This is a genomic window from Streptomyces sp. NPDC050504, from assembly GCF_044458065.1.
Classification (GTDB): domain Bacteria; phylum Actinomycetota; class Actinomycetes; order Streptomycetales; family Streptomycetaceae; genus Streptomyces.
The window spans coordinates 116,776-130,183 of record NZ_JBITHO010000004.1 but is presented as its reverse complement, the minus strand read 5'-3'; the positions used below and the strand labels follow the sequence as shown (position 1 = coordinate 130,183).

General features: G+C 71.5%; 10 protein-coding genes. 9 read left to right on the top strand and 1 reads right to left on the bottom strand.

Features of this window, described 5'->3' with window-relative positions:
* Positions 1-79 precede the first annotated feature (79 nt).
* The 7 genes from ACIBNE_RS15920 (at position 80) to ACIBNE_RS15890 (ending at position 9,294) form a co-directional block, all read left to right on the top strand.
* Positions 80-1,945, top strand: coding sequence for an acetolactate synthase large subunit (locus ACIBNE_RS15920; RefSeq protein ID WP_399271796.1), 1,866 nt, complete (start codon positions 80-82; stop codon positions 1,943-1,945).
* A gap of 20 nt (positions 1,946-1,965) precedes the next feature.
* On the top strand, positions 1,966-2,493 hold the full coding sequence (gene ilvN, locus ACIBNE_RS15915) for an acetolactate synthase small subunit (protein WP_399271795.1): 528 nt from the start codon (positions 1,966-1,968) through the stop codon (positions 2,491-2,493).
* 100 nt (positions 2,494-2,593) lie between these two features.
* Positions 2,594-3,595, top strand: coding sequence for a ketol-acid reductoisomerase (gene ilvC / locus ACIBNE_RS15910; protein WP_399271793.1), 1,002 nt, complete (start codon positions 2,594-2,596; stop codon positions 3,593-3,595).
* A 236-nt stretch (positions 3,596-3,831) separates the two neighbouring features.
* Positions 3,832-5,433, top strand: a complete 1,602-nt coding sequence (gene serA, locus ACIBNE_RS15905) for a phosphoglycerate dehydrogenase (protein WP_399271791.1) — start codon at positions 3,832-3,834, stop codon at positions 5,431-5,433.
* Between the two features lie 269 nt (positions 5,434-5,702).
* Positions 5,703-6,980 carry a helix-turn-helix domain-containing protein gene (locus ACIBNE_RS15900; protein ID WP_399271789.1) on the top strand — a complete coding sequence of 426 codons (1,278 nt, stop codon included), beginning with the start codon at positions 5,703-5,705 and terminating at the stop codon, positions 6,978-6,980.
* Complete coding sequence (locus ACIBNE_RS15895) at positions 6,977-7,612, top strand: transcriptional regulator (protein WP_399271787.1); 636 nt, start codon at positions 6,977-6,979, stop codon at positions 7,610-7,612. The genes ACIBNE_RS15900 and ACIBNE_RS15895 overlap by 4 nt, the downstream gene beginning before the upstream one ends.
* Positions 7,609-9,294 carry a pyruvate, phosphate dikinase gene (locus tag ACIBNE_RS15890; protein ID WP_399271785.1) on the top strand — a complete coding sequence of 562 codons (1,686 nt, stop codon included), beginning with the start codon at positions 7,609-7,611 and terminating at the stop codon, positions 9,292-9,294. Before ACIBNE_RS15895 ends, ACIBNE_RS15890 begins: the two co-directional genes overlap by 4 nt.
* An 88-nt stretch (positions 9,295-9,382) precedes the next feature.
* Here the strand turns inward: ACIBNE_RS15890 and ACIBNE_RS15885 are convergent, their stop codons facing one another.
* Positions 9,383-10,531: a PucR family transcriptional regulator gene (locus ACIBNE_RS15885; RefSeq protein ID WP_399271783.1), complete on the bottom strand. Its 1,149-nt coding sequence runs from the start codon at positions 10,529-10,531 to the stop codon at positions 9,383-9,385.
* 185 nt (positions 10,532-10,716) lie between these two features.
* On the opposite strand from ACIBNE_RS15885, the gene ACIBNE_RS15880 reads away from it, so the two are divergent.
* Positions 10,717-11,643, top strand: a complete 927-nt coding sequence (locus ACIBNE_RS15880; RefSeq protein WP_399271780.1) for a proline dehydrogenase family protein — start codon at positions 10,717-10,719, stop codon at positions 11,641-11,643.
* Between the two features lie 43 nt (positions 11,644-11,686).
* Positions 11,687-13,327: an L-glutamate gamma-semialdehyde dehydrogenase gene (gene pruA / locus ACIBNE_RS15875; protein WP_399271779.1), complete on the top strand. Its 1,641-nt coding sequence runs from the start codon at positions 11,687-11,689 to the stop codon at positions 13,325-13,327.
* The last annotated feature ends 81 nt before the right edge of the window (positions 13,328-13,408 follow it).

Sequence of the window (13,408 nt, the reverse complement as noted above, 5' to 3'; positions counted from 1 at the left end):
GTTGCACCGGCAGCCCCAGACGTACCCCACGAACCGCCCAAATCCTCGCAAAACCCTCATCCTTGAGAAGAGATTGCCGATGACCGAGCAGGCCACCGGGGCCCACCATCCGCAGCCCCGGCCCCGTAGCGGTGGACAGCCCGCCGCCACCGTCGAACACGTCACGGGTGCGAAGTCCCTCATCCGTTCGCTCGAAGAGGTCGGGGCCGACACGGTATTCGGCATTCCCGGCGGCGCGATCCTTCCGGCGTACGACCCGATGATGGACTCCACCCGGGTCCGGCACATCCTGGTCAGGCACGAGCAGGGCGCGGGGCACGCGGCCACCGGATACGCGCAGGCCACCGGCAAGGTCGGGGTGTGCATGGCGACCTCGGGCCCCGGCGCGACGAACCTGGTCACGCCGATCGCGGACGCCCACATGGACTCGGTCCCGCTGGTCGCGATCACCGGCCAGGTCTCCTCCAAGGCCATCGGCACGGACGCCTTCCAGGAGGCCGACATCGTCGGCATCACGATGCCGATCACCAAGCACAACTTCCTGGTCACCAAGGCCGAGGACATCCCGCGCACGATCGCCGAGGCGTTCCACATCGCCTCCACCGGCCGCCCCGGTCCCGTCCTGGTCGACATCGCCAAGGACGCCCTCCAGGCGCAGACCACCTTCTCCTGGCCGCCGCAGACCGACCTGCCCGGCTACCGCCCGGTCACCAAGCCGCACGCCAAGCAGATCCGCGAGGCCGCCAAGCTGATCGTCCAGGCCAAGCGGCCCGTCCTGTACGTCGGCGGCGGCGTCCTCAAGGCGCACGCGACGGCCGAGCTGAAGGTCCTCGCCGAGCTGACCGGCGCCCCGGTCACCACCACCCTGATGGCGCTCGGCGCGTTCCCCGACAGCCACCCGCAGCACGTCGGCATGCCCGGCATGCACGGCTCGGTCACCGCCGTCACCGCGCTCCAGAAGGCCGACCTGATCGTCGCGCTCGGCGCCCGCTTCGACGACCGCGTCACCGGCAAGCTGGACAGCTTCGCGCCGTTCGCGAAGATCGTCCACGCGGACATCGACCCGGCCGAGATCGGCAAGAACCGCACCGCGGACGTCCCGATCGTCGGCGACGCCCGCGAGGTCATCGCCGACCTGGTCCAGGCCGTCCAGGCCGAGCACACCGAGGGCCACACCGGCGACTACACCGCCTGGTGGGCCGACCTGAACCGGTGGCGCGAGACGTACCCGCTGGGCTTCGACCACCCCGCCGACGGCAGCCTCTCCCCGCAGCACGTGATCCAGCGGATCGGCGCGCTCGCCCCCGAGGGCACCGTCTTCGCGGCGGGCGTCGGCCAGCACCAGATGTGGGCCTCGCACTTCATCCAGTACGAGCAGCCCGCGACCTGGCTCAACTCCGGCGGCGCCGGGACGATGGGCTACGCGGTCCCGGCCGCCATGGGCGCCAAGGCCGGCATGCCGGACCGCACCGTCTGGGCCATCGACGGCGACGGCTGCTTCCAGATGACCAACCAGGAACTCACCACCTGCGCCCTGAACAACATCCCGATCAAGGTCGCCATCATCAACAACGGCGCCCTGGGAATGGTCCGCCAGTGGCAGACCCTCTTCTACAACCAGCGCTACTCCAACACCGTGCTGCACAGCGGCCCGGAGTCGGACGGGTTCGCGCAGGACGGCAAGGCCAGCGGGGGCACCCGCGTCCCGGACTTCGTGAAGCTCTCCGAGGCCATGGGCGCCGTCGCCCTGCGCTGCGAGCGCCCCGAGGACCTGGACAAGGTCATCGCCGAGGCCAACGCCATCAACGACCGGCCCGTCGTGGTCGACTTCATCGTCCACGAGGACGCCATGGTGTGGCCGATGGTCGCCGCCGGGACCTCCAACGACGAGGTCATGGCCGCCAGGGGCGTCCGCCCCGACTTCGGCGACAACGAAGACGACTGAGGCCAGAGGAGCAACTGACCATGTCCACCAAGCACACGCTCTCGGTCCTGGTCGAGAACACCCCCGGCATCCTCGCCAGGATCGCCGCGCTGTTCTCCCGTCGAGGCTTCAACATCGACTCGCTCGCCGTCGGTGTCACCGAACACCCCGACATCTCCCGCATCACCATCGTGGTGAGTGTCGAGGACCTGCCGCTGGAGCAGGTGACCAAACAGCTCAACAAGCTGGTCAACGTCCTGAAGATCGTCGAACTCGAGCCCACCGCTGCGATCCAGCGGGAGCTCGTCCTGGTGAAGGTCCGCGCCGACAACGAGACCCGCTCCCAGATCGTCGAGATCGTCCAGCTCTTCCGCGCCAAGACCGTCGACGTCTCCCCCGAGGCCGTGACGATCGAGGCGACCGGATCGAGCGACAAGCTGGAGGCGATGCTCAAGATGCTGGAGCAGTTCGGCATCAAGGAGCTCGTCCAGTCCGGGACCATCGCCATAGGGCGCGGAGCCCGGTCCATCACGGACCGCAGCCTGCGCGCGCTGGACCGCACCGCGTAAGCGGCCGTGGCCTCGCCCGCATGGCGAGACCCAGTGACCACCTTCCTCACGCCCGCCGTACGGTGGGTACAGCAACACCTGTACACAAGGAGATTTTCCAGTGGCCGAGCTGTTCTACGACGACAACGCCGACCTGTCCATCATCCAGGGCCGCAAGGTCGCGGTGATCGGTTACGGCAGCCAGGGCCACGCCCACGCGCTGTCGCTCCGCGACTCGGGCGTCGACGTCCGCGTCGGTCTGCACGAGGGCTCCAAGTCCCGTGCGAAGGCCGAGGAGCAGGGCCTGCGCGTGGTCACCCCGGCAGAGGCGGCCGCCGAGGCCGACGTCATCATGATCCTGGTGCCGGACCCGATCCAGGCGCAGGTCTACGAGGAGTCCATCAAGGACAACCTCAAGGACGGCGACGCGCTCTTCTTCGGCCACGGCCTGAACATCCGCTTCGGCTTCATCAAGCCCCCGGCCGGCGTGGACGTCGCCATGGTCGCGCCGAAGGGTCCGGGCCACCTGGTCCGCCGCCAGTACGAGGAGGGCCGCGGCGTTCCGTGCATCGCGGCCGTCGAGCAGGACGCCACCGGCAAGGCCTTCGAGCTGGCCCTCTCGTACGCCAAGGGCATCGGCGGCACCCGCGCCGGAGTCATCAAGACCACGTTCACCGAGGAGACCGAGACCGACCTCTTCGGCGAGCAGGCCGTTCTGTGCGGCGGCACCGCCGCACTGGTCAAGGCCGGGTTCGAGACCCTGACCGAGGCCGGCTACCAGCCGGAGATCGCCTACTTCGAGTGCCTCCACGAGCTGAAGCTGATCGTGGACCTCATGTACGAGGGCGGCCTGGAGAAGATGCGCTGGTCCGTCTCGGAGACCGCGGAGTGGGGCGACTACGTCACCGGCCCGCGCATCATCACGGACGCCACCAAGGCCGAGATGAAGAAGGTCCTCGCCGAGATCCAGGACGGCACCTTCGCCAAGCAGTGGATGGCCGAGTACCACGGCGGTCTGAAGAAGTACAACGAGTACAAGACCCAGGACGAGAACCACCTCCTGGAGACCACGGGCAAAGAGCTGCGCAAGCTCATGAGCTGGGTCGACAACGACGACGCGTAACGGCGTCCGCAGGGGTGGGGCGCCGGGTCCTCCCGGCGTCCCGCCACCTGCTTGTCCGCGCCGTCACACTCGTGCGGGTGATCCTGCCAACGCGGCGCATCCGGAACCACCGTGCACCACTAGACTGCCCAACACATACGCGTCAGGCCCACAGTGTCGTGCGTCTTCGCGGCTAGCCCCCTCCACCGCCTGCGGCCGTCGGGACGGCCGTCCGCACTGGACTTGTGAGGACTCACGTGAGCACTGCGTCTCGTAAACCCGTCGTACTCATCGCTGAAGAGCTGTCGCCCGCCACCGTGGACGCGCTCGGACCGGACTTCGAGATCCGGCACTGCAACGGCGCGGACCGTGCGGAGCTGCTCCCCGCCGTCGCGGACGTCGACGCGATCCTGGTCCGCTCCGCCACCAAGGTCGACGCCGAGGCCATCGCCGCGGCCAAGAAGCTCAAGGTCGTCGCCCGCGCCGGAGTCGGCCTCGACAACGTGGACGTCTCCTCCGCCACCAAGGCGGGCGTGATGGTCGTGAACGCCCCGACCTCCAACATCGTCACCGCCGCCGAGCTCGCCTGCGGCCTGCTCGTCGCCACCGCGCGCAACATCCCGCAGGCCAACACCGCGCTGAAGAACGGCGAGTGGAAGCGGAGCAAGTACACGGGCGTCGAGCTGAGCGAGAAGACGCTCGGCGTCGTCGGTCTCGGCCGCATCGGCGTGCTGGTCGCCCAGCGGATGTCCGCCTTCGGCATGAAGATCGTCGCGTACGACCCCTACGTACAGCCCGCGCGCGCCGCGCAGATGGGCGTCAAGCTGCTCTCGCTCGACGAGCTGCTCGAAGTCGCCGACTTCATCACCGTGCACCTCCCCAAGACCCCCGAGACGCTCGGCCTCATCGGCGACGAGGCGCTGCACAAGGTCAAGCCGTCCGTGCGCATCGTCAACGCCGCGCGCGGCGGGATCGTCGACGAGGCGGCGCTGTACACGGCGCTCAAGGAGGGCCGCGTCGCGGGCGCCGGCCTCGACGTGTACGCCAAGGAGCCCTGCACCGACTCCCCGCTCTTCGAGCTGGACCAGGTCGTCTGCACGCCGCACCTCGGCGCCTCCACCGACGAGGCCCAGGAGAAGGCGGGCATCGCCGTCGCCAAGTCGGTGCGCCTCGCGCTCGCCGGCGAGCTGGTGCCCGACGCGGTCAACGTCCAGGGCGGGGTCATCGCCGAGGACGTCAAGCCCGGCCTGCCGCTCGCCGAGAAGCTCGGTCGGATCTTCACCGCGCTGGCGGGCGAGGTCGCGGTCCGCCTCGACGTCGAGGTGTACGGCGAGATCACCCAGCACGACGTGAAGGTGCTCGAACTCTCCGCGCTGAAGGGCGTGTTCGAGGACGTCGTCGACGAGACCGTGTCGTACGTGAACGCCCCGCTGTTCGCGCAGGAGCGCGGCGTCGAGGTGCGGCTCACCACCAGCTCCGAGTCGGCCGAGCACCGCAACGTCGTCACCGTGCGCGGCACGCTCGCGGGCGGCGAGGAGGTCTCGATCTCCGGCACGCTGGCGGGCCCCAAGCACCTCCAGAAGATCGTCGCGGTCGGCGACCACGACATCGACCTGGCGCTCGCCGACCACATGCTCGTGCTGCGGTACGAGGACCGGCCCGGCGTCGTCGGCACGGTCGGCCGGATCCTCGGCGAGGCCGGTCTGAACATCGCGGGCATGCAGGTCTCCCGGGCCGAGGAGGGCGGCGAGGCGCTGGTCGTGCTCACCGTCGACGACGACGTTCCGCCGGCGGTGCTCGCGGAGATCTCCGAGGAGATCGGCGCGGCTTCGGCCCGGTCGGTGAACCTGGCGGGCTGAGTCGGGCGGGCTCGCTGAGTCGGGCGGGCTCGGGCTGTCCCGGGCCGACCTCGCGGTACCTCACGACGCACCCGGCGTCCGGGCACTCGTACGACACGAGTGCCCGGCGCCGGGTGCGTTGCTGTCGGGGGAGGGGGAGGGGGAGGGGCGGGGGCGGTGGGCCGGGGGCCGGGGGAGTCACTCGAAAGTGTGGGTCTTCGACTCGGATGTTCCCATCATCTGGATGCTGTGGGTATCTTGAATGAGGTGGCGTCGGGAGGGAGCATCGGATGGTCCGGCTGACTCGGGCTCAGCAGCAGGAGCGCACGCGCGCGGCCGTACTCGCCGCGGCGAGGGCGGAGTTCACCGAGCGCGGATACGCGGCGGTGAAGGTCGACGACATCGCGGAGCGGGCCGAACTGACCCGTGGCGCGGTGTACTCGAACTTCCCCGGCAAGCGCGCCCTCTATCTCGCGGTACTGGTCGACACGTTCGAGCACGGCGCCGCCGACGAACCGGCGCCGCCCCCTCCGGCGCTGTCCCCCTCCGAAGCGCTGGGCGCGTTCGCCCGCGCCCGGCTCGACCGGCTGCCCCTGGCCGACGGCGCGTCCGAGGCGGGGAGGCCGCAGCCGCACGCGCTGGCCGGGGTGCTCGACGACGAGACGATCCGCGAGGCGTTCCGGCAGACGACCCGGCTGGAGGCGCTGCTCCTCGCGCTCGCACTGGAGACGTACGAACCCGCGGGCGCGCGGCAGGTGCGGCGGGCCGAGCTCGTGCTGCGCCTGTTGGACGGGCCCGGCGCACCGGCCGATCCCGGGCTCGGCTGCGGCGACCCCTTCGACATCGCCCTGGCCTGTGCGCACCTGGCAGGGCTCGCCCTCGACGACACCTGGGACCCGCCGTACCTGCCCTACGTCTCCGCCGCGCGCCCCTGCCGGGACGTGTGGAGCCCACCGGCCCCGCTGCCTGACCTGCTCACGGGCCACCCCGTCGGGTTCGCCGACGACGGGGTGATCGCGGTCCTCGGCACCCGGCGGCTCGAAGCGGCAGAGGAGGCCGTCCGCGCCGCACGCCCCGGCGACACGGTCACCGTGGCCGTCGCGACGGCCGACCCGGCCGAGAGCGGGCGCCTCGTCCACGTGAGGATCGGCGAATTCGCGCACAGCCTGCGGCGCGTGTTCGCCCGGGAGGACCGGCCGCGCCTGCGCCTCGTCATGGACGACCGCGGTCTGCTGGCGTCGGCCCTCGGGGTGCCGGACGCCGACGACGCCACCGAGTGCGCGGTGCGGATCGAACGCGGCGAACTCGTCGCGCGGGCGCGGGGGAGGGGAGCCGCGCACGCGGCGGCGACCTTCGGCCGTACCGGCGGGGACGCCTCCAGGACCGGAGCCGACGTCACCCGGGCCGATGCCCCCGGGACCGGAGCCCACGCCACCCGGGCCGATGCCCCCGGGACCGGAGCCGACGTCACCCGGGCCGACGCCACCCGGGCCGATGCCGACCCTTCCCGCACGGCACGCCCCCGCGCAGCACATCCCCGCACCACACAGCACGGAGCCACGCCATGACCCACTCCGTCACGCCGGGACCTGGCACGAGCACCGATCTGCTGGTCCTGCACACGCTGCGCTGCATCGGCTTCTCGGAACCGGCCTCGGTCGCGGCGGCGACCGGGCTCGACGTGTCCGACGCCGAGTCGGAGCTGATCGACCTCGCCGTGGCCGGGTTCGTCACGCGCTCCCCGGGGCCCTTCGCCGGATGGGGCCTCACCGATGCGGGGCGGGCCGCGGACGCCGAGCGGATCGCCGACGAACTGACGGCGGCCGGTGCGCGGCCCGCGCTGACCGCGGCCTTCGAGCGGTTCCTCGTGCTCAACCCCGAGCTGCTCGACCTCTGCACGGCGTGGCAGACCCGCACCTTCGACGGTGCCGTGACGATGAACGACCACACCGACTCCGCGTACGACGCCCGGGTCATCGAACGGTTCGTGGAGTTCGACCGGCGGGCCGGGCCCGTCTGCGCGGAGCTGGCCGCCGCGCTGCCCCGGTTCGGGCGCTACCGGACCAGGCTCGCCGACGCCCTCGCCGGTGCCCGGGGCGGTGAGCTGGAGCGGTTGACGGACAGCACCTCCTCGTACCACACCGTCTGGTTCCAGCTCCACGAGGACCTGTTGGCCACGCTCGGGATCCCGCGCCGATGACCTGGATCCACCCGCTTTCGGCGGAGACCGGGGAAACGGCCGAGGTCATCGGCGGCAAGGCACACGGGCTGATCGCACTGCGCCGACTCGGGCTGCCGGTGCCCCCGGGGTTCGTCATCAGCGCGGAGGCGTGCCGCGCGTTCCTGCGCACGGGGCGGTTCCCCGCCGGCCTCGACGCCGAACTGGCGGACGCCGTCGCCTCGTTGGAGGTCGTCACGCACCGCAGGTTCGGCGGGCCGGAGCGGCCGTTGGCGGTCTCCGTGCGCTCCGGCGGCAGCGTGTCGATGCCCGGGATGATGAGCACGGTCCTCAACCTGGGCCTCACCGCCCCGGCCGCCGCCGCGCTCGCCGAGGAGACGGGCGACCCTCGGTTCGCGTACGACGCGCGGTTGCGGTTCCTGTGCGGCTTCGCCACCGAAGTCGTCGGCGTGAGCCGGGACGTCGTGGAGCGGGGGGCGGTGGAGCGGGGCGCCGTGCCGGGGCGCATCGCGGCGGCGGTCCGAGGTCTCGAACGGCTCATCGGGGAGCGGGAAGCGGAGCCCGAAACCGAGGACGCGGCACGGCAGTTGGCGCGGACCGTCGCCGCGGTGTTCGCGTCGTGGGACACCCCGCGCGCGAAGACCTACCGCGCGCTGCACGACATCCCGGGCGACCTCGGCACGGCCGTGACCGTCCAGGCGATGGTGTTCGGCAACCGCGACCGGCGCAGCGGGACGGGCGTCGCGTTCAGCCGCGACCCCGGCACCGGTGAGCACGTGCCGTTCGGCGAGGTCCTCTTCGGCCGCCAGGGCGACGACGTCGTCTCCGGCAGGGCGCTGACCCGGCCCCTGCGGGAGCTGGCCGACCGGGAGCCCGCGGTGTGGGCCGGGCTGCGGGACGCCCTGGAGCGCGTCGAGGAGCACTACCGCGACGCGTGCTACTTGGAGTTCACCTTCGAGGCGGGAGAGCTGTGGATCCTCCAGGTGCGGCCCGGCCGGTTCGTCGGGCGCGCCGCCGTCCGGGTCGCGGTCGACCTCGCCGACGCGGGCGCGATCGGGCGCGACGAGGCGCTCCTGCGCGTCCGCCCGCACGATCTGAAGCAGGTGCGGACGCCTCGGATCGCGGTGTCCGAAGCGGAGGACGTGCTGGTCCGGGGGACCGGGGCGTCGCCGGGCGTCGCGGTCGGCAGGGTGGCGACCTCCGCCGACAGCGCGGTCAGGATGGCCGCGCGGGGCCCGGTCGTACTGCTGCGCCCCGAGACCTCACCGCTCGATCTGCACGGCCTGGCCGCCGCGGCGGGAGTCGTCACCGCGCGCGGCGGTCCGGCCAGCCACGCGGCGGTCGTCGCCAGGTCGATGGGCAAGCCCGCCGTCGTGGGCGCGGCGGACCTCACGGTCGAGGAGTCGGCGGGCCGGGTCCTGACGGGCGGCCGCAGCCTGCCCGAAGGCACGCTCGTCGCGATCGACGGGACGGGCGGGGAGGTCGTCGCGGGCACCCCGCGCATCGTCACCGCCGCGACCGACCCGAGGCTGCACCGGCTGCTCGACTGGGCCGACGAGATAGCGGGGAGCACTCCGGATGAGGCCGAAGCGGAACGCCTCACGGCGGCCCGCACGGTTCTGCTCCGCAGCCGAAGCAGTGGCCGAGGCAGTGGCCGAGGCAGTGGCCGAGGCAGTGGCCGAGGCAGTGGCTGGAGGGGGTGACAGGGACGGGCGGCCGGGGCGGGTGAACGTACACGCCAAGGTCCGGGCCAAGAGCGGTCCCCTACAACCCCTACAACCCCTGCAACCGCTACAACCGCGCCCGCTTCAGTGCCATGTGCAGCAGCAGGCGGTCCTCGCCCTCGGCCAGGTCCAGGCCGGTGAGCTGTTCCACCCGCGACAGCCGGTAGTACAGGGTCTGGCGGTGGATCCCCAGTTCCGCTGCCGTACGGCCGGCCTGGCCCGCGCAGTCGAGGAACGTCTCCGCCGTGCGGGCCAGCTCGCGGTGGGCGGTGCCCAGCAGCGAGGCGACCGCGGGGTCCGGGGCCGCGGGCTCCGGCAGGGCCGTCAGCAGGCGGTACGGACCGATGTCCGACCACTGTGCGACCGCCCCCAGCACGGACTCCGCCGCCGCGGCCCGCGCCGCCGACTCCGCCTCGCGCCACGCGTCCGCCAGCTCGGGCAGTCCGCGCCGGGGCGTCGCCACGCCCGCCCGCGCCGCCTCCCCGGCCGCGTCGCGCAGCCGGGCCGCCGCCGACAGGGCGGGGTCGGGGGTCTCAAGGGAGCGCAGCCGTACGAGCGCGGCGAGCCGCCGACCGCCCGAGGCCGCGGGGAGCGTGCAGATCGCGGACGTCGCGGGCACGGTCCTGACCGAGGGCGCGTCGTCGGACGGCCACGGCGTGACGCACACCACCGCGTGCAGCCCCTCCGCGCTCGGCCCGAGCGCGGTGCGCAGCGCCGCCAGGGCCATGTCACGCTGCCAGCCCCGCTCCGAGGTCAGCGCGGCGGCCAGTTCCCGGGAGAGGTCGGCCCCGGCCTGCTCCTCGTCCGCGAGGAGCGTGCCGATCCTGGTGGTCACCGCCATGGCCTCGGCCAGCCGGGCGGCGGTGGGCCGGGCCGCGCCGGGGTCGGCCTCCAGCAGCCAGACGTATCCCAGGACGACACCCCGATGGCGTACGGGAAGGCAGAGGCGGCCCCGGAAGACCCCGGCCTCCGGCGCCGCCGGGATGTGCACGGGGCCCGTGGCCCGCGCGATGCCGAAGCCCTCGAACCAGTCGCGGACGGCGGGGGAGGACTTGCGGGTGAGGATCGAGCGGGTGCGGACCGGGTCCATCGCGAGGTCGTCGTCCGAGTCGTGCGCACCGAAGGCGATCAGGCCGAAATCCCGGTTCTCGATGGTCGCGGGGGCGCCCAGCAGGGCGGAGATCTCGTCGGCCAGCTCTTGGTAGTCGCCTTTCACGGGACCATTCTCGCACCCCTTCAGACAGGTGTATGAGATCCCGGCCACGGATGCGTGACAGCTGTCGATGGCAGAGGATCGGAGCGATCCTTAAGTTTCACGGTGGTTCTCCGTGCCGTTCCGGACTTGTCGCGTACGTGTCCGTCAGCGGTGCTCCGTCCCTTCTTTCCCCGTGGAGGTGCCCCGTGCTGGGTCCTGTGATCCTCGCCGCTTCGCGCAGCGACAAGATGCGCCGTTTCGTCTCGGCCGCCCCCGGCACCAAGCAGGTCGTCGACCGCTTCATCGCCGGTGAGACCGTCGACCAGGTCGTCGCCATCACCGAGGACGCCGCCGCGAAGGGGCTTGAGGTCACGCTGGACGTCGTGGGTGAGGACATCACCACCCGCGAGCAGTCGTTCGCCGCGCGCGACGCGTACCTGGAGCTGATCGGGCGTCTGGCGGAGCTGGGCCTGGGCGAGCGCGCGGAGATGTCCGTGAAGCTCTCGATGTTCGGCCAGGCGCTGGAAGGCGGCCACGAGCTGGCCCTCGCGAACGTCCGCCCGGTCGTCGAGGCCGCCGCCGCGATCGGCACCACGGTCACCCTGGACGCCGAGGACCACACGACCCTCGACTCGATGTTCGCCATCCACGAGGAGCTGCGGAAGGACTTCCCGCAGACCGGCTGCGTCATCCAGTCGTACCTCTTCCGCACCGAGGACGACGCCCGCCGCCTCGCCGCGAACGGCAGCCGCGTGCGCATCGTGAAGGGCGCCTACAAGGAGCCCGCCGAGGTCGCGTACCTGGACAAGGCGGAGATCGACAAGGCGTACGTCCGCATCCTGAAGATCCTGATGGAGGGCGAGGGCTACCCGATGATCGGGTCCCACGACCCGCGCCTGATCGCCATCGGCCAGGAGCTCGCCCGCCGTGCGGGGCGCAAGCTGGACGAGTACGAGTTCCAGATGCTGTACGGCATCCGGAGCGACGAGCACCTGCGGCTGGCCGCCGAGGGCCACCGGATGCGCGTCTACACGGCGTACGGCACCGACTGGTACGGATACTTCATGCGCCGTCTCGCGGAGAAGCCCGCGAACCTGCTGTTCTTCGCCCGCTCCATCCTCACCAAGGGCTGAGCAACCCGCCTCCCCCGACCCCTCTGAAGGAGATACGGAACTCATGGACGCTGTGACCCAGGTCCCCGCCCCGGTCAACGAGCCGGTCCACGGCTACGCTCCCGGTTCGCCCGAGCGCGCCCGCCTTGAGGCCAAGCTCAAGGAGCTGGCCGACAACCCCATCGACCTCCCGATGACCATCAACGGCGAGAAGCGGATGGGCGGCGGCGACGAGTTCAAGGTCGTCCAGCCGCACAACCACCAGTCCGTCATCGGCACCTTCCGCGGCGCCACCCAGCAGGACGCGCAGGACGCCATCGACGCCGCGCTGGCCGCCGCCCCGGCCTGGCGCGCGATGTCCTTCGACGACCGCGCCGCGATCATCCTGCGCGCCGCCGAGCTGCTGGCCGGTCCGTGGCGCGAGACGCTGGCCGCGTCCACGATGCTGGGTCAGTCGAAGACCGCTCAGCAGGCCGAGATCGACACCCCGTGCGAGCTCGTCGACTTCTGGCGCTTCAACGTCGCCTACGCCCGCGAGATCCTGGCCGAGCAGCCCCCGGCCAACGCTCCCGGCGTGTGGAACCGCATGGACCACCGCCCGCTGGAGGGCTTCGTCTACGCGATCACGCCGTTCAACTTCACGGCCATCGCGGGCAACCTGCCGACCGCCCCCGCCCTGATGGGCAACGTGGTCGTGTGGAAGCCGTCCCCGACGCAGACCCACTCCGCCGTGCTGCTGATGCAGCTCCTGGAGGAGGCGGGCCTGCCCAAGGGCGTCATCAACCTGGTGACCGGTGACGGCATCGCCGTCTCCGAGGTGGCGCTGAACCACCGCGACCTGGCCGGCATCCACTTCACCGGTTCGACCCGCACCTTCCAGCACCTGTGGAAGACGGTCGGCACCAACATCGAGAAGTACCGTTCCTACCCGCGCATCGTGGGCGAGACGGGCGGCAAGGACTTCGTCGTCGCGCACCCGAGCGCCGACCGCGCCGTGCTGAAGACCGCGCTGACCCGCGGCTCCTTCGAGTACCAGGGCCAGAAGTGTTCGGCCTCCTCGCGCGCCTACGTCCCGGCGTCCATCTGGAACGACGGGTTCAAGGAGGAGTTCGCGGCCGAGGTCGACGGCATCACCATGGGTGACGTCACCGACCTGTCGAACTTCATCGGCGCCGTCATCGACGACCGCTCGTTCGCCAAGAACAAGGCCGCGATCGACCGCGCCGCGGCCGACCCGGCGTGCACGATCGTCGCAGGCGGCACGTACGACGACTCGGTGGGCTACTTCGTCCGTCCGACCGTCATCGAGTGCACCGACCCGGAGAACGAGGTCTTCAAGGCGGAGTACTTCGGCCCGATCCTCGCGATCCACGTATACGACGACAGCTCGGCCGACAAGTACGACGAGATGCTGACCCAGATGGAGTCGGTCTCGGACTACGCGCTCACCGGCGCCGTCATCTCCAACGACCGCGCGGCCGCCGCGTACACGATGGAGAAGCTCCGCTTCGCCGCGGGCAACTTCTACATCAACGACAAGTCGACCGGCGCCGTCGTCGGCCAGCAGCCCTTCGGCGGCGGTCGCGCGTCCGGCACCAACGACAAGGCCGGCGCCCCGCAGAACCTGATGCGCTGGACGCTGACCCGCGCCATCAAGGAGACGCTGGTCCCGCCGACGGACTACACGTACCCGCACATGGGCTGAGTGTCCGCCTCCTGACACCGCCCCCGTCCTGGCCCCCCAATCCAGGACGGGGGCGGTTCCATGTCGGCAGCTTGTTGCTGG

What these genes read in the sequence shown, in the direction of transcription:
- ACIBNE_RS15920 (WP_399271796.1), top strand. Translation starts at nt 80, where the DNA reads ATGACCGAGCAGGCCACCGGGGCCCACCATCCGCAGCCCCGGCCCCGT.
- ilvN (WP_399271795.1), top strand. Translation starts at nt 1,966, where the DNA reads ATGTCCACCAAGCACACGCTCTCGGTCCTGGTCGAGAACACCCCCGGC.
- ACIBNE_RS15900 (WP_399271789.1), top strand. Translation starts at nt 5,703, where the DNA reads ATGGTCCGGCTGACTCGGGCTCAGCAGCAGGAGCGCACGCGCGCGGCC.
- ACIBNE_RS15895 (WP_399271787.1), top strand. Translation starts at nt 6,977, where the DNA reads ATGACCCACTCCGTCACGCCGGGACCTGGCACGAGCACCGATCTGCTG.
- ACIBNE_RS15890 (WP_399271785.1), top strand. Translation starts at nt 7,609, where the DNA reads ATGACCTGGATCCACCCGCTTTCGGCGGAGACCGGGGAAACGGCCGAG.
- pruA (WP_399271779.1), top strand. Translation starts at nt 11,687, where the DNA reads ATGGACGCTGTGACCCAGGTCCCCGCCCCGGTCAACGAGCCGGTCCAC.